Source organism: Paenibacillus sp. FSL H7-0737, from assembly GCF_000758545.1.
Taxonomy (GTDB): Bacteria; Bacillota; Bacilli; order Paenibacillales; family Paenibacillaceae; genus Paenibacillus_AQ.
This window is the reverse complement of sequence record NZ_CP009279.1, coordinates 2,906,001-2,926,975: the sequence shown is the minus strand read 5'-3', so window position 1 is coordinate 2,926,975 and position 20,975 is coordinate 2,906,001. Positions and strand designations below refer to the sequence as shown.

Below are 20,975 nucleotides of genomic sequence, written 5' to 3'. Positions count from 1 at the left end.
GTTCGCTTAATGTTGTCCTGTCTGGAAGCCATTAGATCGTAGGTTCGTAGGTTTGATTCCTCGCAATCTTTAGAATCTACTAAAAATCCGCGCATTTCATTCAACTGTATCATCACTACCTAATTCATCATCGATTTGCTGTTGTCTTTTTTTGTTTATATTCCGTAACACTAGGTGTGTAAGAAAATAAACAATTGTAAAAGATACAAAGATTAAAATAATGCTCCATACATTTCTTTCTCCCGCCAAAACTATAAGCAACGAAACACAAATTCCGCCTGAAATAATGCTGTTTATGAGCAGCTTTTTATTTGTGTTTCTTCGGGAATCCCAAATATCAACACCAACAGACAAGTGCCGTATCGTTATATATATTCCACTACCAATTAAACAGAAAAACTCGACTGCAAATTGCTCAAACGGAGCATTCATTATGAATTGTTGAATCAGTACTGAAATCAGCAAACAATATACTAATATTTGATAAGCATCACTTTGAATCGTTCTTCTTTGAGATACAATTCGTTCATCATTCATTTTACTTTTTTTCATTATTATCCCTCCCTATAACCAGAATTATAATATATTTATTACATAATGCAATTTATATATTGCATTTAAATGTGAATAAAAAGCAAACTCACACAATAAATTCGCTAAAGAGTATATACATCACAAAAGGACCACCTTTCGGCAGCCCTTTGTTAGACAGTCACGTTCGGGGTTACATGATAGAAATAAAAGCTTCCCACCGTTACGACAATGATTAATACTACAATAATGGAAGAAATCCCGATCAGCATTTTTTATGTACTTCAATACGAGAGTAGAATCCTAACGACGTTTGCTTTGCATGGCATAAATCGAAATAGTACCATAAAAAAGTCTGCTTCCAGCACGAATGCCAGAAGCAGACTTTTTTATATCTTTAGAATATGCATGCGCTCGTAATAATAACTAACAAGATGAACAACACTAAGATTGCGCCTGTGGAAGTAAAAGCGCCACCAACCCCGCCAAATTCTGCACCCATGAGAAGACCTCCTCCGTATTTTAGAATACATCATAAGATATGTAATCATCTTCTTAGAAGATTGGGCGAACGGTTAAAAAAAGACCCCACTGGCAACCAGTGAGGTTAAATGCTCTGCAATTAATCAGAAACTAAAATACCGTCAAAGCTTTCTGGACCCACACGAACTGTGCCGAGTAGATTAGATGAAACAAATGCTGTATAAGTGAGTTGAGGTGTGATTGCAGGTAAGAAATCGTCTGCTGAAAAGGTTATGACTTGCGGAGCCAAAATACTTAGACCAAAAGTTGAAGTAGCAGAATATATAAGCGGATCGGTCGGCAAGGTTCCCCTTACAATCGTAATTGTGATACCCACTAAAGCTAAAGGAAGCGTTACAGAGATCGTTCCTTTAAGCAGCACACGCGGATTTGTAGTCACTCCTGCAGTCAACAACCCAATCTGTCCAAACAGCTGTGGAGTATTTAGAACTGTTATAGGAATGGCTATAGAGTTGGCGAGGCTGGCATTTTGCGACGTTCTTGCATCAAGATAAGTTCCCATTGTTGCACCCCCTTTATAATTGACATAAGATAATATATTAGGGTTCTCGATAGATTGCATAGTCACAATACCTGTATAAAACGATTGTTTTATATAACTGATAGGCCGAGTCTATTTTTCATCTGTTTTGGTTCCATCCCTTTTGTTAAAAGCAAGCTCAAATAACCCCGTCGCCGAAAGTCCTGCTAGCCCTCCAGCCCATAGCCGCAGGATCAGATTCATATCAGTGAACGGATAGGCCACTGCTCCAACCAGCAAGCCAATAGCTAATCCAACAACCGGTACAATATTCCGCGGAAGTCGCACGCTATTCTTCACAAGTTGTACAAGTGCCATTACGAAAACAGCCAGCACGGAAGCAAAGGCAAGCACACTGTTGAGAGCATCATTATACATGGTGTTTAATCCTCCTTATTTCATTTTCCACTACCAGAAGCAAGTAAGCCTGCACGGTTCAGCACTGTTATTATGCGATAGAAGTCATAACTGCCACCTGACGGTGTATCTAGCAGCCCTGCAGCACTCGCTGCTTTTACTGCCGCTTCAGCCCATGGGGGTACATTCATCACTGCTCGGCCTTCGATTAAAGTCACACGATCTGAAAGCATAGTAATCGACTGGCCTTGTTCCTGCATACCTGTTTTTAGCGTATCCTTGCTATCCGTAAGGCTCACAATAAGAGCACGCAATTCCTTTATTTCCGTTTCCAGACTAGCCAGCCTTTGTTTATCCTCTGCCGACATTTCGTCATCACCTTCCTTGGCTTCATCATCATATTTATACAGATTGTAGGTATTCATGATTTGGATTAGCTTTGCTGCATAGTTTGGGTCGGTAGCATAACCAGCGGCAGCAATCTCTTGTGCGGCTACCTTGCCACTAGCACCAAGCACTTTGCTGTAAAGATTACGATTCCACGAAACACCATTCACAATCAACGCGGAATGATCCGCAACAGATTCTCCCCAGTTGTTATAGGCCCGAAAAAGAGCTTCTACTTTAACAGCTTTACCATTAACATATTCAGTAGTTTGCACAGTAATACTACCGGCTGGTCCGCTACCTTTAATCCCAAACAAATTGTTGGCCTTAACAGTCAATCCGCTGCTGCCAAAGCCCGATTCCAGCGCCGCTTGAGCTATCGTTAGCGATGCTGGAACCTTGCTGATCTGCATGTCCTTCACAGCAAAATTTGCGATCTTCGCAATAAACTCGGTCTCCGTCATTTCATCACTTCCTCTCCATTTATTAAATGCTGAGCATAATGAAATGCTTGTGCATATCCCTACTAATAGAGCGTCATTGCTAGATTCCATTCAAAATTAACGTCAAAACACGCGCCCAAAGAGCGCGTGTTAGTATTTGATAATTCGAATGTGACATAAGTAGCTGAAAAGAATTAAATGAAGCATGCAACTAACATAGGGCTATTGGTCCTGCTCACATGAGCAATTTACTTCTCGTAGATTCATAATATGTAATTATAAGTAAAATTGTCTTGAAGTTTCATTAAAACTAGCGTAACATATAGTATTAATTGACTATATAGGAGGGTCTAATAGACTATGCCTTCATATTACTTTAGAGAACTATGGACACCCTTACGCTGGGTAGGCATTAAATTTTTCCGTGATGACGAAGGTTTTCTTTGGATTAAATGGTGGGCCAAACCCAGAAAAAGACTGCGTTAACCGTTAAGCAAGCAAATATACATAAGAAGTTTCATACAATGTGCATATGTATTTCTTGATAACAATCTAAAGGGGCATCAACCGCTACAACATTAGCAGCTGATGCCCCTATTCCTAGTTCCCTACCTTAGCCCCAAAAGAGCGTGCTAACAGTACAGCCTGATCTATATCCATACGAACACCCTGCAGATCCAAACTTTTCAAATCAATTCCTTCAACAATAGCATCCCGTAGGTCAGCCCCCTTAAGCTTGCATTGAGACAGCTGTACACGGCTCAGATCAGCCCCTCGAAGATCACTTTTTTGCAAATTACAACCCATTAGATCGGCCTCAGTAAATCGAATCCCGCGCAGATCCTGTCTGCTAAGATTGGTATGTCTCAGGTTCGTGTAGGACCAGTCCCCGCCGATAAGTGTGATCCCGTCCAAATAAGCATTTGAGAAATCAGAGCCTACCATTTTACAATCTTCAAATTTCGATACGAACAGATTCGCACCCGTGAACTTACAGTTAGTAAAAGCCGTGCCTTTATGGTGTGATGCATTGAGCATGGCTCCAGTAAAATCGCAATCTATAAATCGGCAGCCGATGGAAGTCATCTCTTCCATAGAGCTTCCCTTGAAGGAACACTGCTCAAATGTACAGTTATTTAGTTCCCCGTCCTGTAGACTTCCTTGGTCAAAATTGTGTTTTTGGAACGTTTCATTAAGGTATTGGTACATGTTAAGTCTCATCACCTTCATTAGGATTAAATAAATTTATTCTTATTAAAAATAGCACTTTAGTAGATTGTTCTCAACAATCTCTTTCGATATAATTGCAAATAAACGATATGGAGGGAAATTATGGATGTGTCCAGCAGGAAAGAACCATTTCGCTATGTAATGAACCAGCCGCTTGAATGCTGGATTGAAGTTCCAATAAGTAGTAGCGGTCCGGGTGCCGGAAAGCTAACAGAAGCTGTGTTGCTCGATCTTAGCCGATCTGGCTGCAAAGTGCGCACCCCCCTGAATCTTCGATTCACGGCGGGCGATACAAAGCTAGTAATTCATCTTCAATTAAACGAAGAAAAGCTTCAACTCGTGGGTAGCGTCCGTTGGGGCTGGATGTTCGGACTCGGCCAATACCAATATGGAGTTAAACTTAAATTGAACGAGGACGAAGAAGAACAGCTACATAGAGAACTCGATATATGGACAGCCTCTCTAAATGTAGAGGGCCTGTAGAATTCTACATAACAGATGCCCTTCTCATGGAAGGGCGTCTTTTTTTTGCATAAAAACGAAGACAAAGCTAATCGCTCTGCCTCCGTTCTAAAAAGCGTTATTTCACCGTGTACCTAGGACTCCACTCTTTTTTTAACGAGCTTAACAATAGCAAATACTAGAATCGTAATAATCACAGCTTCGAACAGGGTAGGAAGTAAGCCAAGAACATACTGAGAGATCTCAATATCATTTAATTTAGCGGCCTCATCCGTCACTTCAAATCGAAAAGCTCTTTCCAAAGTGATATTTTTATGATCGAACATCGATGACTCTAATAAAGAAATTATATACTGTATTACAAAAAAAACGGCTATCCCAATCCATACTCTTCCTTTCACTCTCACACTCATTGCAACGGTCATGGAGAACATCACGAGCAACATAGAGTAGGCGGAAGCCCAAAAGACAATTAGCACTGTATATGCGGAAATCAGCCAAAATTTTTCCGGTAAAAACGAAGTTGAAAACATCATAATATCTACTGCTAAATGAATATAAGCGACTAGAAATAAACCGAGTAACGACCCTAAAAACAGCATTACTGGTGAGAGAACGGTATACAGGACTGGTACTGGCACAAGCCTCCGATTGAATAATCTCAGGTTCTGACCGAAGGTGCGCAGACTAAAAAAGAGAAGCACTACACCTGCTACGGCATAGGAAGTGATGTTCATCATGAACATATCTTGATCTGATTGAACAGTAAATCCTATCACAAACTGCACAAGAATGGTGATTACAAAAACAGCAAGAAACTTATCCCTATCTCGTCTAAAATCATACTTCACTAGCTTTAGCATTCTGCGTACACCTCTCTGAACAGTTCGTCTATGCTTTTACCTTGGCGCAGCCGGATATCTTCTACCGCCGTATGCATCACAATTTCTCCCTCTTTTATAAAAATCACATCATCAAAGATCCGCTCGATATCCGATACTAAATGAGTAGAAAGGAGAATGGTGCTGTCCTCTTCATAAAACTCTACTAACGCGTTAAGAATTTTAGTTCTAGCTACTGGATCAACACCACCGATTGGCTCATCCAGTAAATACAGGCTAGCTCGGCGTGATAAAGCAAGTGTAAGCTGTAGACGTTCATTCATCCCTTTGGACAAATCCTTCACCTTATCTTGAGCTCTTAGCTTCATAAACTCCAACATTCGAGAAGCCTTAGTCTGATCAAAATCCGGATAGAAATCACTTTGGAACTTTAGAGCATCCTTAACATTCATCCAGGATTCTGTAAGCGGCTTATCGGGCATAAATGACACTACTGCTTTACTATCTAAGCCTACAGCCCCTCCAATAATGGATACACGACCGGAAGTAGGCTGTGTCAGCCCGGCGATGATTTTCATTAGTGTACTTTTACCGCTGCCGTTACTGCCCAGCAGTCCCGTGATTTTACCCGCACTCAGATTAAAGGATACTCCGCGGAGGGCGTGCTTGGATCTATATTTTTTTGTAACGTCATGAATCTCAAGTATATTTTCCAACTTGCTTATCCCCCTATTCTCCATCCTTGTTTCGGATACTCTCTGCTACTGCCGCTAAAATATCTTCACCTTGAAAACCAAGGTCCTGCATGCCACGAATGAAACGATCTAGTACATCCTTTGCCATTTCTTTTTTGATGGTCAAAATAGTTCCTTCATTACTAGTGACGTATCTTCCCATTCCACGCCGGGTCTCCACGATTTCTTCACGCTCCAGTTCCTGAAAGGTTCTTTGTACTGTATTCGGATTAATCTGCAGTTCATTGGCAAGCTCTCGTACCGAGAGAATTTTATCTCCTGGTTTTAACTTACCTGTGACGATTTCTCCTTTGATGTAATTCATGATCTGAATATAAATCGGCAAGTTGTTATCGAATTCGATTGTCATGATTAAGCAACATCCCTTCGTCTAAAGACGGAGAAGCCTACGAGTAGAAAGACAGCTGTGTATAAAACTAGCATTACTATGGAAAAGGTCAGCGTCATTCCAGGCATAGGTGCTCCTCCACCTTCATAAGCAGCTAAATTTAGGTTGGGAAATAATACATATTTATAAAATTCACGAAAAATAACCAATTTGTCTATCATCAGCATAAACATTGTAGCACCAATTGTAACACCCGTAGATGTTGTCAAAATCCCGATCATAAAAGCAAGTGTTGTATATACAACTGTACTAACTGAGTTATACATTATACTGGTTAACATCTCACGAATACCAGCCTCACCACCACTCAAGCCAAACCATAAAGCTCCTGATGCAAAAACTGCCAACATGCCGACAACTGCCACTGAGAACGCGTAAATCAACACAACAGCATATTTGGACGCAAGTATTGCTGTACGACTTCTCGCACGGATTAGAAGGAATTTGATGGTGCCCTGACTATATTCTTTCGAGACTATTCCCGCTGTTCCGATGATTGCGAGAATGGTAATCACTTGCCCAATCCCTTGTGAAAGCAGCATCATTGCTGAAAAATCATAAGCTGATCCAAACATATCCGGTGAGGCAGAATGAACAATGTAACCTAATAGCATGGATATTAGAATTAATATCAGGTAAGGTACAAAAAACGTACGTTTCTTCGAGAGCTTGAGCCATTCATTAACAACCAAATTATTAAAGCTACGCAATTCGGTTCCCTCCTGTCCATTTCAAGAAATCTTCCTCTAAGCTTTGTTTATTCTCTGCAATCCGGTAAATACCTACCCCTTTATTACTAAAAGTCGACACTAGTTCCGGCACTTTACTGTCATGCAGATTTATTGTCACCTCAGAACGAGCACTATCCATAGACAATAGCTCTGCGTATTCTAGACCTTCCAAGATGTTAATTGCTGATTCTACTGAGCCTACACGAATGGTTAGTTTCACATCTGCAACTGTCTCCTGCTCCCCACCTATCGTTGTAACGGTCACCAATTTGCCGTTCTGAATCACGATGGCCCGGTGACAAATTTGTTCAATTTCAGTCAGTAAGTGGCTGGATATTAGAATAGAAATCCCTTCAACCTCAGCAATCCTACGCATATAATCACGCATTTCTCGTATGCCTGCTGGGTCAAGACCGTTCGTAGGTTCATCTAGAATCAATAACTTTGGTCGGTTCAGTAACGCCTGAGCAATCCCAAGACGTTGACGCATACCAAGCGAATAGGCCTTCACTTTCTTATTCATCGCTTCCTGAAGTCCTACCAATTCCACAACCTCATCAATTCTTCCAGCCTCAATATTATCTGTCATTCTCTGGTATTGCTTTAGATTATCAAGCCCTGTCATATACGAATAGAACTCTGGATTTTCAATAATCGCTCCAATATGTCCAATAGCTTTATTAAAATCACTCTTAACACTGTGACCTTGAACGATCACATCGCCTTCACTCATCCGTATAAGACCCGTCATCATCCGAATCGTTGTTGTCTTCCCTGCACCATTGGGTCCCAATAGCCCAACAATTTCTCCCTTACGGATATCAAATGTCAGCTTATCCACAATGGATTTCCCTTTAATGATCTTGCTTACCCCATTCATTTGCAGCACGATTGAATCCTGCATGCGTTCATCACTTCCCTGCTTCATGGTAATCCTCCCTGCCATCTTTTGTATTATTGATGAGTTTGTTTTAATGTATCGGTGTTATAGTTGAATAGTACACTAATATATTGTTGATGTAAAGCCCGAAATTATGGATTACGCAAAATAAGGGCTTTCTATTAGACTATCTGCCAAACCAAAAATTGAAATGAACATAGATTAGATTACAAAGGAGGAATGACAAATGAAAAAAGAGGTTCATGTATCACAGACTAACCCACGTTTGACTGTATTCAATGAAGAAAATTTTAGGGGTAGCAGTAGAATCTTTACCGGCAACCTTGGCATTCGTAATACGGACAACATCCTCGATGGTATTGAGAGTCTTCGTTTCTTCTCTACCAGCAGCAACGCAACACTGGTACTGTTCACAAGAACTAGGTTTAGAGGGAACTTCCGCGTACTCCGTGGAAACCGCAGCATCCGTGATTTGGACGATTTCATTTCCGGTAATGATGTGGAATCGATTATTTCAACTAATCAACGATTAACTCTCGAACAGATTCGCAATATCCGCAGCAGCGGCACTTTGCCTGCGGGATATCGCCTGATCTAACATTTCCATTCAACAAGAAAGGAGTAATCTGGAGCAAGAGCCCAGGTTACTCCTTTTTCCCAACTTATCTTCTAAGGTCAAATAGTTAGTAAATTCACCTGCTAAATCAATCCAACAAGGAGAGATGAAATATGGTAACCATAAAAGCAGCGTCCGTAATCTATCCCAGATTAGAGTATATAGTGAGGAGAACTTTCGTGGGCTCCGCAGAACCTATCGCGGCAATCTAGGCATTGCAGATATTGATGCAGTACTTACTGGAATAGAAAGCTTACGCTTTTTCTCAACGAATCCGAACGCTACGCTTGTGTTGTTCGATCGCTCTCGCTTCCGTGACAATTTCGTAATTCTGCGTGGTAACCGCAGCATTCGCGAACTAGATGACTTTCTCCGTAGAGGAGATGTCGAATCGCTCATTTCAAGCAATCAGCGTCTGACTCCGGCGCAGGTTCGCGCCATACAGCGCACTGGTAGCTTGCCTTCAGGATATCGTTTGATCTAATCACCTGAGGACGCAGTTTAAGCTATAAGCTTAAGGTGCGTCCTCATTTATTTTCCGCTATAATGACTCCATACATATTAATAGAAAGAAGGTATCTTTATGGAACCAATCGTTTCTACCCGATGGCTGCTTGCTCGGTTATACGAACCTGAACTGGTTATAGTCGATTGCCGTTTTTTACTTACGGATCCGGAAGCTGGGCGTAAAGCCTATACGGAAGATCATATTCCCGGCGCAATCTATTTTCATCTAGAAGAACAACTCTCCGCTCCAGTAAGCGCACACGGGGGGCGCCACCCCCTACCAGAAATCTCGAAGCTAACCACCGTTCTTAGCAAGGTTGGCATTAACAGAGATAGTATTGTCGTTGCTTATGATGATCAAGGTGGTGCCTACGCTTCCCGTCTGTGGTGGATGCTTAAATATTTGGGACATGAACGTGTGTTTGTAATGGATGAAGGCTACTCTGCTTGGAAAAAAGCATCCTTCCCCGTCAGTGATCATCAAGCGGTTAGGATTCCTAGCCAGTATGAAGCAGATGTTCAGAAGAAGATGCTTGTTAGCATGGAAGATGTGCAAAATGTGGTTAACGACGGTGGTGCACTATTGATTGATTCCCGCGAGTCCCGTCGCTATGAAGGGCTGGAAGAACCGATTGATCCGAAGGCAGGTCATATTCCTGGGGCGATCAATAAGTTCTGGAAAGAAGTGCTGGATGAGCAAGGACGCTGGAAATCAACTGAGGTGCTGAAAGAGCATTATGAGGGAATTGATCCTGAGCAAGAAATTATCGTGTACTGTGGTTCAGGTGTAAGTGCCTGCCCGAATGTGCTTGCGCTTGGAAAAGCTGGGTATAGGAATGTGAAATTGTATGCGGGTAGTTGGAGTGATTGGATTTCGTATGAGGAGAATCCGGTGGCGATAGGAGAAGAATAGAATAAAGAACCTGCGGCGCGGATTCTTGTGATTCCCCTGGAAATCAGAGGTCTGATTTACCAGACTGGAAAAATATCGTATTCGATTTTTCGCATACATTTGGCTCGTTTATGGTACCGGTGGCACATTGTATTCGGTTTTCCGCATACATTTAGCTCGTTTACCTACCGGCGGCACATTGTATTCGATTTTTCGTGTGTATTTGGCTCGTTCAGCTTGCCAGTGGCACATTGTGTTCGATTTTTCGCATACATTTGGCTCGTTTATGGTACCGGTGGCACATGTATGCGGTTTTTCGCATACATTTGGCTCCTTCAGCTTGCCGGCGGCACTTTGTATTCACTTTTTCGCATACATTTAGCTCGTTTACCTACCGTCGGCACATTGTATTCACTTTTTCGCATACATTTGGCTCCTTCAACTTGCCGGCGGCACATTGTATTCGGTTTTTCGCACACATTTGGCTCGTTCAACTTGCCGGCGACACATTGTATTCGGTTTTTCGCATACATTTGGCTCGTTCAGCTTGCCGGTGGCACATTGTATTCGGTTTTTCGCATACATTTGGCTCGTTCAGCTTGCCGGTGGCACATTGTATTCGGTTTTTCGCATACATTTGGCTCCTTCAACTTGCCGGTGGCACTTTGTATTCACTTTTTCGCATACATTTAGCTCGTTTACCTACTGTCGGCACATTGTATTCGATTTTTCGCATACATTTGGCTCCTTCAGCTTGCCGGCAGCACATTGTATTCACTTTTTCGCATACATTTGGCTCCTTCAACTTGCCGACGGCACATTGTATTCGATTTTTCGCATACATCTGGCTTGTTTACCTACCCTCGGCACATTGTATTCACTTTTTCGCATACATTTAACTCGTTCAGCTTGCCGGTGGCACATTGTATTCGATTTTTCGCAGACTTTTAGCTCGTTCAACTTGCCGGCGGCACATTGCATTCGATTTTTCGTGTATATTTGGCTCGTTTATGGTACCAGTGGCACATGTATGCGGTTTTTCGCATACATTTGGCTCCTTCAGCTTGCCGGCGGCACATTGTATTCACTTTTTCGCATACATTTGGCTCGTTCAACTTGCCGGTGGCACATTGTATGCGGTTTTTCGCATACATTTGGCTCCTTCAGCTTGCCAGCGGCACATTGTATTCGATTTTTCGCATACATTTGGCTCGTTCAGCCTACCGACGGCACATTGTATTCGATTTTTCATTCACATTCTCACGACGGACTTCATCTTCAAACCAAATCTGGACTTTGTAGCGTACCAATATATTCATAGTAAATGATCCGCTGAGATGAACCTCTTGCTACCGGGCGAAATTTACCTTTATCCACCAGCTGACGGCAGTATTTAATGATCGTCATCGTGTGCAATTCCAGCTCTCTCGCGGCATCAGCCGGGCGAAGGACTCGATGGTGCCGGATGGCTGCCCGCATCAGATCGCGCTCGATTCTGGAATAGGCTCTCTCAACGGTTGTCTTCGCAGACTTTTCTGCTAACAAATAAGAAAAGAGAATGTTCCGCAGCGCGGAGAGAATGAAGGATGGATTTTCTTTTAGCTCATCCAGCGAGATATAGAGCACCGTGCAGTCTTGAGACTGTAGAAAAAGCCCGCGGTTCAAGTCCATCCGGTATTTGCTACGATCCGTTCCATGTGAGCCATAGTCCATGATCTCAAATGCAATACGCGAGGCTCCGATCTCCCACAAAATATCCACAAAATAGGATCTGCCGCGCCAGTCCTTAACTTCATATTCTGGGTGTAATCCGTGAAAATGTCCGGCTAGAGGCCACCACACCCGCTCGACAAACAAGCGGTTTCCGTAACCATGACCGCGTTTAAGTGCATCGAGCCGCTCTCCCTTCCTTTGTTTAAGATGATTACATAACCATTCATTATGCTCGCTCTCGAAACCCATTACCTATCCCCTCGCTCTGCAACGAAATATGTTTTTAATCATACAAAACCCCGCCTCTATTCCAAAAGGAAAGGAGACGGGGCATTCTTTGCCTCGTTTGGTTTTATTTATACATAGTGTGCCACATTATCATTAGAATGCACAATAGGAAATTGGCAGGATCATTCAAAATAAACTCCTCTTTTCTTTTAATATTTTCACTATTAATACATTTTCATATGGCATATTTTATCTTTTCAATTTTGGGTTTACTTTCCATTTTAATCAACTGCCCGCCCGGGGTAATATCGCTGGAGAAGGCCGGATATACGAATATACAACGGTATGCAGTGAGTTAGAGTGATTGGGTTTCGTATGGGGATTACGGTTGCTCTTGAGGAAGATTAAAGTTAAAAGCGCGTGCTTGATATCTGGTTAAACGATTATATGAAAGAGAAGCAACTGTCAGTATACCGGAGTATCCGGCCGCACTTCTGCGAAACGGTCCGCTGAGGACTCCCGTTCCATTCTAAGTAGTGCTCACCCTATCTGAGGACGGTTGGTCCGCGTTGGGTTCGACCAGGATTTTCTGTATAATGGTAAACGTTACGTCGGATGTGATGTTAAACGCACGAAATGACAAGTAAAGAAAGTCCATCCGGCGTTTGAAACTATGAACCGGAAAGGATGAAGTAAATTGAGTTATACGGAACTGCTGGAACGGAAGAGCGAAATCTTGAAGAAAACGGTCGAGAACTGGGTTTTGAAAGAAAATCGCGACGGACTGAACCTTCAAGAGGCTCATATTTACCAGAATATACTCAAGGAATTTCATCAGAACGAACATGAATTGAATGGGGTACGAGACGAGGAAGCAGTTAAGCGTCAGGACAACGGGTCCACGGAAAAAGAAGACACTGTAACAGCTCGCAAACATGAGGCGCAAACGGCTTGATCTCAAAAGACGTACGCGTAAGAATATGAGAGGCTGCCCGGGAAGTTTGGGCAGCTTTTTACGTACAATCCGTTCGCTGCCCGCCTCCGAAGCAAACGCTCTAAAATCCAAACGCTCTAAAATCCAGCAACCTGAGGATATCGCTCTATGATGTTAACCTTGTCTGTGCCAAGTAAACCATTAGAGTACAAAGCTAACTCCTGTGCGTCACGACTGCCCGAATGTGCTGGTGGTACTGGTGGTGGCCCGTATACCTCACACTGGAGTTTCTCAGATATATTCGATATCAACAATTTATATTTATAAATATTTTCATGATAGATGGAAGACCAATATAAAAGTTTGTACTGTTAAGGTAACAGTTCAGCACATAATTTTCTATCCTATTAGGTATTAACGCTTGATGAAACTACCAACCTTCTGGACAATCCTTCCTCTAGTTGTATATAGTGTATAACGAAAGTGGCACATAGTGAGCAAGGTACTAGGAGGAGAAATACAAAATGGCAAATATATTGGTAGTAGAAGATGAACGAGCGATTAATGATTTAATTACAATGAATCTCAAGCTGGTTGGACATACATATAGCAAGGCATACCGTGGACCGGAGGTTTTCGAAATTCTGGAGCGTGAAAAGACTGATTTGATTCTGCTGGATGTTATGCTTCCGGAATTGGATGGTTTTGAGGTGATGCAGCGGATTGCACATATGCAGGTTCCAGTGATTTTGATCACCGCCAAGAATTCTTTGGCTGACCGCATTAAAGGCTTCGAGCTGGGCGCGGATGATTATATCATTAAACCCTTTGAAATTCTTGAATTGCTGGCAAGAATCAATGTAGTCCTGCGCAGGGGTGAAAAAGGCACTTCCAGCTTCATTTGCGATAATGTTGAGGTGCGTTACCTGGAACGGCAAGTTTTAGTAGATCAGACACCGGTTGATTTGACCGTTAGGGAATTCGAGCTGCTTGATGTATTAATTCGTAACCGGAATATTGCATTGTCGAGGGAAAAGCTGCTGGAATTGGCGTGGGGCTATGATTTTGAGGGCGACACCCGCACCGTGGATGTTCACATCCGGCAGCTACGTAAAAAGCTGGGCTGGGAAGAACGGATCAAAACCATTTTTAAGCTAGGCTACCGCCTGGAAGTTCAGAGCTAATCATGAGATTCTGGCATAAGATTCTGCTGTCGGTACTCGCTCTCTTTATTGCCGCTCTGGATGTAAGTGTCATTATGGTGATGAAAAAAAGCTGGCAGCTAAACATGGACAGTGAAATGCAGAGAGCATCCAGTGAGCAATTGTTAATTGCCAACAATATTTATGAGAACCTTAATTCTATTCAAGCGCGGGGAACGGCATTGACCCCTATTCTACTGGCCAGCGTCTCTGAGTCCTATGGAGATTACTACCGTAAGCAGGGAATCTATTTGCAGCTATGGGAGAACGACCGAATGATTTACCCTCCCCAAAAAGGACAATTCGGGAAATCTAATTTGGGAAAAGGCGATCAGCCTGTATCCTCAGACGAACGCTCTATTCAGCTCTCCACTCAGCTTCCTGCTCCTTACCAGCATTTGCTGCTTGTCTATCAGCGTGATATCAGTGAGCTCTTCAACAAGCAACAGGAACTGAACCGCTTTTTTGTAATGATTAACTGGATCGTGGGACCCGTTCTACTGCTTCTTCTTTATCTTCTAATCCGGCATCTAAGCAAGCCGCTAAAGCTCCTGTCAGAGACCAGCAAAACAATCGCCGAAGGCGACTATACGAAACGGGTGCAGCTGCGCAGCAAAGATGAATTTGGCGAACTGGCCTTGAACTTCAACCGGATGGCGGAGGCCGTGGAGCAGAGGGTTACGGAACTCTCAGACATGGCTGAAGAGAAACAAAGGATGGTAGATAATTTGGCCCACGAGTTGCGCACGCCTTTGACCAGCATGCAGGGGTTCGCCGAGTTTCTGACCACGGCCAATATTGGACAGGAAGAACAGCAAACTGCGGGTGGCTATATTCTTAGTGAAACCCTTCGTCTCAAGAATCTGGCCTTCAAGCTGCTGGATTTGTCTGTCCTCCGGCATCAGCCGTTGGCACTTCAGCAGGTGGATATTTCGGAACTATTTCAAGCTATCCAACAGACGGAGCGCCCAAAATTAACGGATGCTGGCATAAGATTTCATGTCCAACATACGATTTCAAATGTCTGGGGAGATCCCGATTTACTAGCTTCATTATTGGTAAATCTGGTTGAGAATGCGATTCATGCCTCCCAGCAAGGCAGCGAAATCCACATGCTGGCCTATGAGCTGGATGGAGAAGCCGTGCTAGAAATCCGTGATACGGGAACCGGAATCACCGCAGAGATGGCTAAACGTGTGTTTGAACCTTTCTATCGGGGAGACCAGGCTCGTTCCCGTGAATATGGCGGCGCTGGTCTAGGATTATCATTATGTCGGCAAATTGCTGAAGCGCATAAGGCCAGACTATCCTTAAACTCTGTCCTCGGCGAGGGAACTAGCATCAGACTCTTTTTACAACTCTATAACAACTGCCCTCCTACTCTATAACATCTTTGGATTAAGGTTAGGAAGATTCATCATCATCCGATCCCAATGGAGGTTAAGTTAAATGAAGAACAACAAGATTTCCGCTACACTCGCTGTACTCTTGTTCTCTGGAAGCGTGCTGGCGGTGAGCGCAATGATTGTCCCAGGATTTGTGAACACCACCGCCGCCAAGAGCATTTCTGCAGTACAAGACTCGGGCAATCTAACCTTGAACAGCAGCAAGGCACCCGTACTAAAAGTAGAAGCAGAAGCTCCGGTATCTACTGTGAACAGAGATCTAGAGCAGCTGATGACCCAAGAAGAAATGCAGCAAATTTATGATTTTGCGGACAAGCCCAATAACGAAATTATCACCATCGGAAGGGAGATGACCGAGGATGAAATAAACCGGAGGCTGATATTGGAAGACCAGTATGTGTATGACGGCCTTCGTCCCAAGCAGCTGTTCCCGTTAAAATCGGGACAAGCGGAGTTTTATTTTGACTTGGAGAAAAACACGCTCAAGTATCCGAATCGGACATTGACTGACGAGGAACTGTTACAATATATTGACTGGTTCTACCGGGAGGCCTATGCCTTGTCCAAACGGAATATTGTAACCCCTCCAGAAACAGGGAATTTGAGCCAGACCGACGCCGTTGCCATGGCCGCTTCAAGTGTGCGAAAAATATTCGGAGCTGACGTCTCCAAGCTTGAAGTAAAAGCAAGCCAAGGAGAATCCATGCTATCAAAGAAAAAGACCTGGATGGTAATATTCACCCCTTATAAAACCAACACCTTAAGAGGACAAGGTAAGGAATTTTGGCAATATACCGTAATTATTGATCCCTCCACCCGGACGGTAGTAGATACGACCGCAGCTAATTTTTCACTCACAAGAACCCCAATCAATGCTGAAGCTGCCATCGCTATCCAAAAGGATGCAACCTGGATTAACGAGGCTATAAAAATAGTTACAGACAGACAAGGAGAAACCCGGAAAATCGCCACGGCTTCCCTTACAGACACTGACGTAAATAATAAGCGCGGTATGGTAGCGGTCAAAATGTTGCTCGAAGACGGCAGCAGTTATACTGCAGAGTTACGCTACCCAGATCAGACTCTTCGGTGCCTCATCTATGAAGAAGCAGAAGCTGCTAAATAGGATATTAAGGATGAACAAAGGGGAAATTATATTTCAAATCGGTATAACCAGTTCTTGAAAAAGTCAAAGAAGCTACTGAGGAAGAGTAAGAATTGCGAGGCATTTGAATAAGTGGTTTGTGGACTGAACTAGGTGATGAGTAAGATCCCTGTTCAGTCCTTTTTGGTTTCTTCTGCAAACAATCTGCAATCAAAAACTCGAAGATGATAGTTGTAGTGTACCTAGAAGCATCCACGCTTTAATAATCTCTATCCTTTGTCCAAATTGCATTTAATAGAATATTTTGGTAGATTGAATCCAGGAACTTGTTAACCGACTGATCAGCGCAAATATTGTTCAAAACTAAGCGTATTTCTACCGAGGGGAGATCAGATTTCTATGAATATAGCCGTCAAATTGATGCATAAATTCAAAGACCGCGACACCCAGAATAAGCTGAAAGTTTATCAGGACAAAGTGGAGCTCATCAGAAAACGGAATTTGGAAGCATGGGACGATGGGCAGCTTCAAGCGGAATCCCTCCGGCTACAAAAGGAAGCAAAATCAGGTACACCTTTGGATGAGCTGCTTATCGCTGCTTATGCGTTAGTATGCGAGGCAGCGAAGAGAAAGCTTGGATTAAATCCTTACGATGTCCAGATCATGGCTGCCATCGCTCTGCACGAGAGATTCTTGATCGAGCAGCATACCGGTGAAGGAAAAACACTTTCTGCTGTTATGCCTGCATATCTAAATGCACTGACTGGCAAAGGCATTCATGTTCTGACTTTTAACGATTATTTAGCCAAACGGGATGCGGAATGGATGGGCCCGATCTATCGTTTTCTCGGGTTAACGGTAAACTCGGTTCAAGCGGGCATGAGCCTGTCCGAAAAACAGGAAGCATACGCCAAGGATATAACCTATGTTACGGCCAAAGAAGCGGGATTCGATTACTTGCGCGACTCAATTGCACTAAACGAAGCCGATACCGTGCATCGTCCTTTCCACTACGTCATCGTCGACGAAGCGGATTCGCTGCTTCTCGACGAAGCACGGGTACCGCTGGTCATCAGCGGAGATATGCCCTCTTCCAGGAGCGACGGCTTTCGTTTCGCAGAAGTAGCTCGGCAGCTTAAGAGAGATGGACATTACGACTTCGACGAGTTCCAGCGGAACGTTTACTTAAATGAAACAGGCGCTGCGCATGCGGAATTGATGCTGGGATGCGGCAATTTATACGATAGCCATAACAGTCACTTGCTGACTTCTTTAAATTGCGCGCTGCATGCGGAATCGTTATTAAAGAAAGACATAGATTACATCGTCCGGGACGGAAAAATCGAGCTGATCGAAGAATATACCGGCCGAGTGGCGGAGAACCGGTATTTGCCGGACGGGCTGCAAGCCGCGCTTACGGCAAAAGAAGGGCTGTACTCCATAGCCGGCGGGAAAATTCTCGGGACGATCACCATTCAACACTTCATTAGCCTGTATCCGCAGATTTGCGGAATGACGGCTACCGCTCATGCTTCCGCGATGGACTTCGAAGATATTTATGCGCTCCAGGTGCTGCAAATTCCACCGAACCGGCCAAACATTCGAATCGACCATCTGCACCGGATTTATACCCATAAAGAAGCCAAGCTTAAGGCACTCGTACAAGAAATCTCATCCGTCCATAGGACGGGACGTCCAATTCTCATTGGTACGTCAAGCGTCGAGGAGTCTGCCATGCTGGCAGAGGCGCTAGCGGTTTCGGGCGTATCTTGCCATGTTCTAAATGCGAAAAACGACGCAGAAGAAGCCGACATCATCGCCAAAGCGGGAGAAATCGGTGCAGTGACTGTGTCTACAAATATGGCGGGACGCGGGGTCGACATCCGGCTCGGCGGCGGCGACCCTGCGCAAGCAGAGGTAATCGCCAAGCTAGGCGGGTTGTACGTAATTGCCACCCATGTGAACGAAAGCGTGCGGATCGACGACCAGTTGCGCGGGCGTTCCGGTCGCCAAGGCGACCCCGGAGCTTCCGTTTTTTATGTAAGCTTGGAGGACGAGTTACTGCTTCGCTTCGGCATCCATAAAGCAGTTCGCGCTCCCAGGCAGGATGAGGCTCTTGAAGAGACAGGGCTCAGCAGCAAGATCACAAGTACTCAGCGTATTGTTATGGGCCAAAACTTCGATATCCACAAGGAACTGAACTGTTATTCGGATATGGTGGAGGATCAGAGGCGAATTCTATACGCGGAGCGGCTGCGAATTTTGAAAGGCGAGCAGCCGTTGAGCCCAGCGGAGCAGCGGGTACGGCTTTTTTATATCGACGAATTCTGGGCTGACCATCTTGCATACGTTTCTTACCTTCGTGAAGGCATTCACTTAGAGAGCCTTGCCAGCCGCAATCCAATCGACGAATTTCATGCGCAAATCACTGAAGCCTACGAGCAAATTCCTTCTAAAATAAATATCGCGTCAGAAAATATGCTTGAAAAGCTCGGAGGTTCAAATGATCCGGCAGAGTGGGAAAAGTTCGGTCTGAAAAGCCCTGCTTCCACCCGGACTTATATTATCAACGATCAATACCTACAGAATAAGCGAACCTCATGGACCGGAACGACCGTATTTGCTTATTGGCTTCGCACGGTTGCGAGGCCGATATTCAAGCTGTCAAAATATTGATGCAACGATGGGGCGGTTAGCCCCTACTCCTCTAGCTCATCCAGCTTCGCTTCCAATTCAGCCAGCTTGCGATTCGCTTGATCCAATATCTCCTGTTGTTCTGCGGTTTTTGCTCGTTTTATTTCTTTTTTGATGGCCATAATCTGCTGTTCCAAATAGAGAATTTCAGCTTCATTTCCTGCGTTGTTCCACATCTGTGAATAAGTCATTGTCGGTCTCCTTTTTTTCTAATTAAGAAAAGCCTTCCATAAAGTTCAATCGAACTTTAGGAGAGCTTCTTTTTTTATCTACACAAGGGTTTTAAGTTCTCGCTTCTAGCAAAATTCTACTCTTGTGATGCTTCCTGTATTAAAGGCATCCCAGCTTCAACTAAACGTTTGTTTCGAATGAAGATAATGGACAGTATTACAGTTAACACCCCTGTTCCAACAAGGAGCCATTCAATCTCAATTACATCTGCGAGCGGACCGAATATCAGCATTCCGATTGGCATCATGGAAGTCGATATCATACCAAAGACTCCGAATATGCGTCCCAAGTAATCCGGATCTACCTTCTCTTGTAGCATTACGGTTGTCGGTGTATTAAAGACGGGCATAGCTACGCCGAAAATAGCCATCATAACCAAGTAGATCCAAAAAACAGGTACAATACCCAAAGCGAACGTACATACACCCATAATTAAGCTAGCAAAAGTCATCGTATATACTTTGTTTCGTAAGCCGCCCCATGAAGCAATAATTGCTCCGCCAGCCATCATACCGATAGAAAAAACAATTTCAATGGCTGTTAATCGCCAATAATCATCTCCGAAGCTGCGTGTCACTTGTAGCGGTGTTAAAAATGCAGCCGGTGCCATCAATACGAAGAAAAAGGCAAAAAAAATGAAAAAAGTTTTGAGAAAGCTGTGGGTTTTAATATAGCTTAAACCCTGTTTAAAATCGTCCAAATAGCTTGTCGTTTGTTTATCAGTCGCTTTTTTATGCAACGGTATTTTCAAAAAGAAAGATAATGTAAAGATCGCTATCGCCGCTGTGATAACATCGATAAAGAAAATGACCTCAATTGTTGCCAATGAAAGCAATGACGCGCTAACGATAGGTGCAACAAACATCATTAGTGCTTGAAGACTTCCGTTAATCCCATTTACTTTCGTCAGCTTATCCTCTGGTACAATTTGAGGTAATATTGCCCCAACCGCAGGTGATTGAACCCCAGCTCCGAGCGCACGAACTGCAGCAATGGCGAACAACAACCATATCTCATCATAACCAAGCAAAAATGTAATGGCTAAAATCAGTGTAACAAAGGCAATCATGGCATCTGATATCATAATAAGATATTTCCGGTTGAAACGGTCCGCCCATACACCTGCAAACGGTGATAATAAAAAGGTAGGAATGAATCCACAAATAATAAATAATGTCATCATCATACCTGATTTTGTTGTAAGCGTAACGTACCACATAATAGCATATTGAACTAAAGCAGAACCGAATAACGAAAATGTTTGACTACTTAGAAAGATAATTATATCCCGTTTCCAATGTTTTTTGTTTTGTGCTTCGTTTGGTATCACTATAACTTACTCCCCCATTTTTAAAAA

At 43.5% G+C, this 20,975-nt stretch carries 24 protein-coding genes; 10 read left to right on the top strand and 14 right to left on the bottom strand.

Going from position 1 to position 20,975, the window contains the following annotated elements; all coding sequences use genetic code 11:
- Positions 1-96: 96 nt before the first annotated feature.
- The 6 genes from H70737_RS12600 to H70737_RS12580 form a co-directional block, all read right to left on the bottom strand.
- Positions 97-552 carry a DUF6773 family protein gene (locus H70737_RS12600; protein ID WP_042187687.1) on the bottom strand — a complete coding sequence of 152 codons (456 nt, stop codon included), beginning with the start codon at positions 550-552 and terminating at the stop codon, positions 97-99.
- Between the two features lie 376 nt (positions 553-928).
- Positions 929-1,033, bottom strand: coding sequence for a sporulation protein YjcZ (locus H70737_RS30255; RefSeq protein WP_081951108.1), 105 nt, complete (start codon positions 1,031-1,033; stop codon positions 929-931).
- 120 nt (positions 1,034-1,153) lie between these two features.
- Positions 1,154-1,576 (bottom strand): hypothetical protein, encoded by a 423-nt coding sequence (locus H70737_RS12595; RefSeq protein ID WP_042187685.1) that lies wholly within the window; start codon positions 1,574-1,576, stop codon positions 1,154-1,156.
- A 111-nt stretch (positions 1,577-1,687) separates the two neighbouring features.
- Positions 1,688-1,972, bottom strand: coding sequence for a holin (locus H70737_RS12590; protein ID WP_042187683.1), 285 nt, complete (start codon positions 1,970-1,972; stop codon positions 1,688-1,690).
- 20 nt (positions 1,973-1,992) lie between these two features.
- Entirely contained in the window at positions 1,993-2,802 is an 810-nt protein-coding gene (locus H70737_RS12585) for a glycoside hydrolase family 73 protein (protein ID WP_042187681.1), read from the bottom strand.
- 579 nt (positions 2,803-3,381) lie between these two features.
- On the bottom strand, positions 3,382-3,990 hold the full coding sequence (locus H70737_RS12580; protein ID WP_042187679.1) for a pentapeptide repeat-containing protein: 609 nt from the start codon (positions 3,988-3,990) through the stop codon (positions 3,382-3,384).
- Positions 3,991-4,113: 123 nt separating this feature from the next.
- On the opposite strand from H70737_RS12580, the gene H70737_RS12575 reads away from it, so the two are divergent.
- Complete coding sequence (locus H70737_RS12575; RefSeq protein ID WP_042187677.1) at positions 4,114-4,494, top strand: PilZ domain-containing protein; 381 nt, start codon at positions 4,114-4,116, stop codon at positions 4,492-4,494.
- Between the two features lie 113 nt (positions 4,495-4,607).
- On the opposite strand, the gene H70737_RS12570 is transcribed toward H70737_RS12575, so the two are convergent.
- From H70737_RS12570 to H70737_RS12550, 5 genes are read right to left on the bottom strand one after another with little or no spacing between them, the layout of a single operon-like run.
- Entirely contained in the window at positions 4,608-5,336 is a 729-nt protein-coding gene (locus H70737_RS12570) for a hypothetical protein (RefSeq protein ID WP_042187675.1), read from the bottom strand.
- Positions 5,330-6,031: an ABC transporter ATP-binding protein gene (locus tag H70737_RS12565; RefSeq protein ID WP_197071286.1), complete on the bottom strand. Its 702-nt coding sequence runs from the start codon at positions 6,029-6,031 to the stop codon at positions 5,330-5,332. The genes H70737_RS12570 and H70737_RS12565 overlap by 7 nt, the downstream gene beginning before the upstream one ends.
- A 13-nt stretch (positions 6,032-6,044) precedes the next feature.
- On the bottom strand, positions 6,045-6,419 hold the full coding sequence (locus H70737_RS12560) for a GntR family transcriptional regulator (protein WP_042187671.1): 375 nt from the start codon (positions 6,417-6,419) through the stop codon (positions 6,045-6,047).
- A 2-nt stretch (positions 6,420-6,421) separates the two neighbouring features.
- Positions 6,422-7,168 (bottom strand): ABC transporter permease, encoded by a 747-nt coding sequence (locus H70737_RS12555; RefSeq protein WP_042187669.1) that lies wholly within the window; start codon positions 7,166-7,168, stop codon positions 6,422-6,424.
- Positions 7,161-8,117 carry an ABC transporter ATP-binding protein gene (locus H70737_RS12550; RefSeq protein WP_042187667.1) on the bottom strand — a complete coding sequence of 319 codons (957 nt, stop codon included), beginning with the start codon at positions 8,115-8,117 and terminating at the stop codon, positions 7,161-7,163. Before H70737_RS12550 ends, H70737_RS12555 begins: the two co-directional genes overlap by 8 nt.
- Positions 8,118-8,316: 199 nt before the next feature.
- Here H70737_RS12550 and H70737_RS12545 point away from each other — a divergent pair, with 199 nt between their 5' ends.
- The 3 genes from H70737_RS12545 to H70737_RS12535 all read left to right on the top strand — a co-directional run bounded on the left by H70737_RS12545 (position 8,317) and on the right by H70737_RS12535 (position 10,126).
- Positions 8,317-8,688 (top strand): hypothetical protein, encoded by a 372-nt coding sequence (locus H70737_RS12545; RefSeq protein ID WP_042187664.1) that lies wholly within the window; start codon positions 8,317-8,319, stop codon positions 8,686-8,688.
- Positions 8,689-8,812: 124 nt separating this feature from the next.
- Positions 8,813-9,190, top strand: coding sequence for a hypothetical protein (locus H70737_RS12540; protein ID WP_042187662.1), 378 nt, complete (start codon positions 8,813-8,815; stop codon positions 9,188-9,190).
- A 99-nt stretch (positions 9,191-9,289) separates the two neighbouring features.
- On the top strand, positions 9,290-10,126 hold the full coding sequence (locus H70737_RS12535; RefSeq protein WP_042187660.1) for a sulfurtransferase: 837 nt from the start codon (positions 9,290-9,292) through the stop codon (positions 10,124-10,126).
- Positions 10,127-11,383: 1,257 nt separating this feature from the next.
- On the opposite strand, the gene H70737_RS12530 is transcribed toward H70737_RS12535, so the two are convergent.
- Positions 11,384-12,067, bottom strand: coding sequence for a hypothetical protein (locus H70737_RS12530; RefSeq protein WP_042187659.1), 684 nt, complete (start codon positions 12,065-12,067; stop codon positions 11,384-11,386).
- A 676-nt stretch (positions 12,068-12,743) separates the two neighbouring features.
- Here H70737_RS12530 and H70737_RS12525 point away from each other — a divergent pair.
- The 6 genes from H70737_RS12525 to H70737_RS12505 all read left to right on the top strand — a co-directional run bounded on the left by H70737_RS12525 (position 12,744) and on the right by H70737_RS12505 (position 19,369).
- Positions 12,744-13,001, top strand: coding sequence for a hypothetical protein (locus tag H70737_RS12525; RefSeq protein ID WP_042187657.1), 258 nt, complete (start codon positions 12,744-12,746; stop codon positions 12,999-13,001).
- A 147-nt stretch (positions 13,002-13,148) separates the two neighbouring features.
- Complete coding sequence (locus H70737_RS30710; protein ID WP_156113106.1) at positions 13,149-13,307, top strand: hypothetical protein; 159 nt, start codon at positions 13,149-13,151, stop codon at positions 13,305-13,307.
- A gap of 197 nt (positions 13,308-13,504) precedes the next feature.
- Positions 13,505-14,164: a response regulator transcription factor gene (locus H70737_RS12520; RefSeq protein ID WP_042187655.1), complete on the top strand. Its 660-nt coding sequence runs from the start codon at positions 13,505-13,507 to the stop codon at positions 14,162-14,164.
- A gap of 2 nt (positions 14,165-14,166) precedes the next feature.
- Positions 14,167-15,570: a sensor histidine kinase gene (locus H70737_RS12515; RefSeq protein WP_042187653.1), complete on the top strand. Its 1,404-nt coding sequence runs from the start codon at positions 14,167-14,169 to the stop codon at positions 15,568-15,570.
- A gap of 61 nt (positions 15,571-15,631) precedes the next feature.
- A complete protein-coding gene (locus H70737_RS12510) occupies positions 15,632-16,714 on the top strand; it encodes a hypothetical protein (protein ID WP_042187651.1) in 1,083 nt (360 codons plus the stop codon).
- Between the two features lie 378 nt (positions 16,715-17,092).
- The gene (locus H70737_RS12505; RefSeq protein ID WP_042187649.1) at positions 17,093-19,369 is read left to right on the top strand and encodes a preprotein translocase subunit SecA; all 2,277 of its coding nucleotides are present in this window, start codon (positions 17,093-17,095) and stop codon (positions 19,367-19,369) included.
- 23 nt (positions 19,370-19,392) lie between these two features.
- On the opposite strand, the gene H70737_RS12500 is transcribed toward H70737_RS12505, so the two are convergent.
- Together H70737_RS12500 and H70737_RS12495 are read right to left on the bottom strand one after the other, a co-directional pair.
- Positions 19,393-19,578, bottom strand: a complete 186-nt coding sequence (locus H70737_RS12500; RefSeq protein WP_042187647.1) for a hypothetical protein — start codon at positions 19,576-19,578, stop codon at positions 19,393-19,395.
- Positions 19,579-19,694: 116 nt separating this feature from the next.
- Positions 19,695-20,948: an MFS transporter gene (locus H70737_RS12495; RefSeq protein ID WP_042187645.1), complete on the bottom strand. Its 1,254-nt coding sequence runs from the start codon at positions 20,946-20,948 to the stop codon at positions 19,695-19,697.
- Between the last annotated feature and the right edge of the window lie 27 nt (positions 20,949-20,975).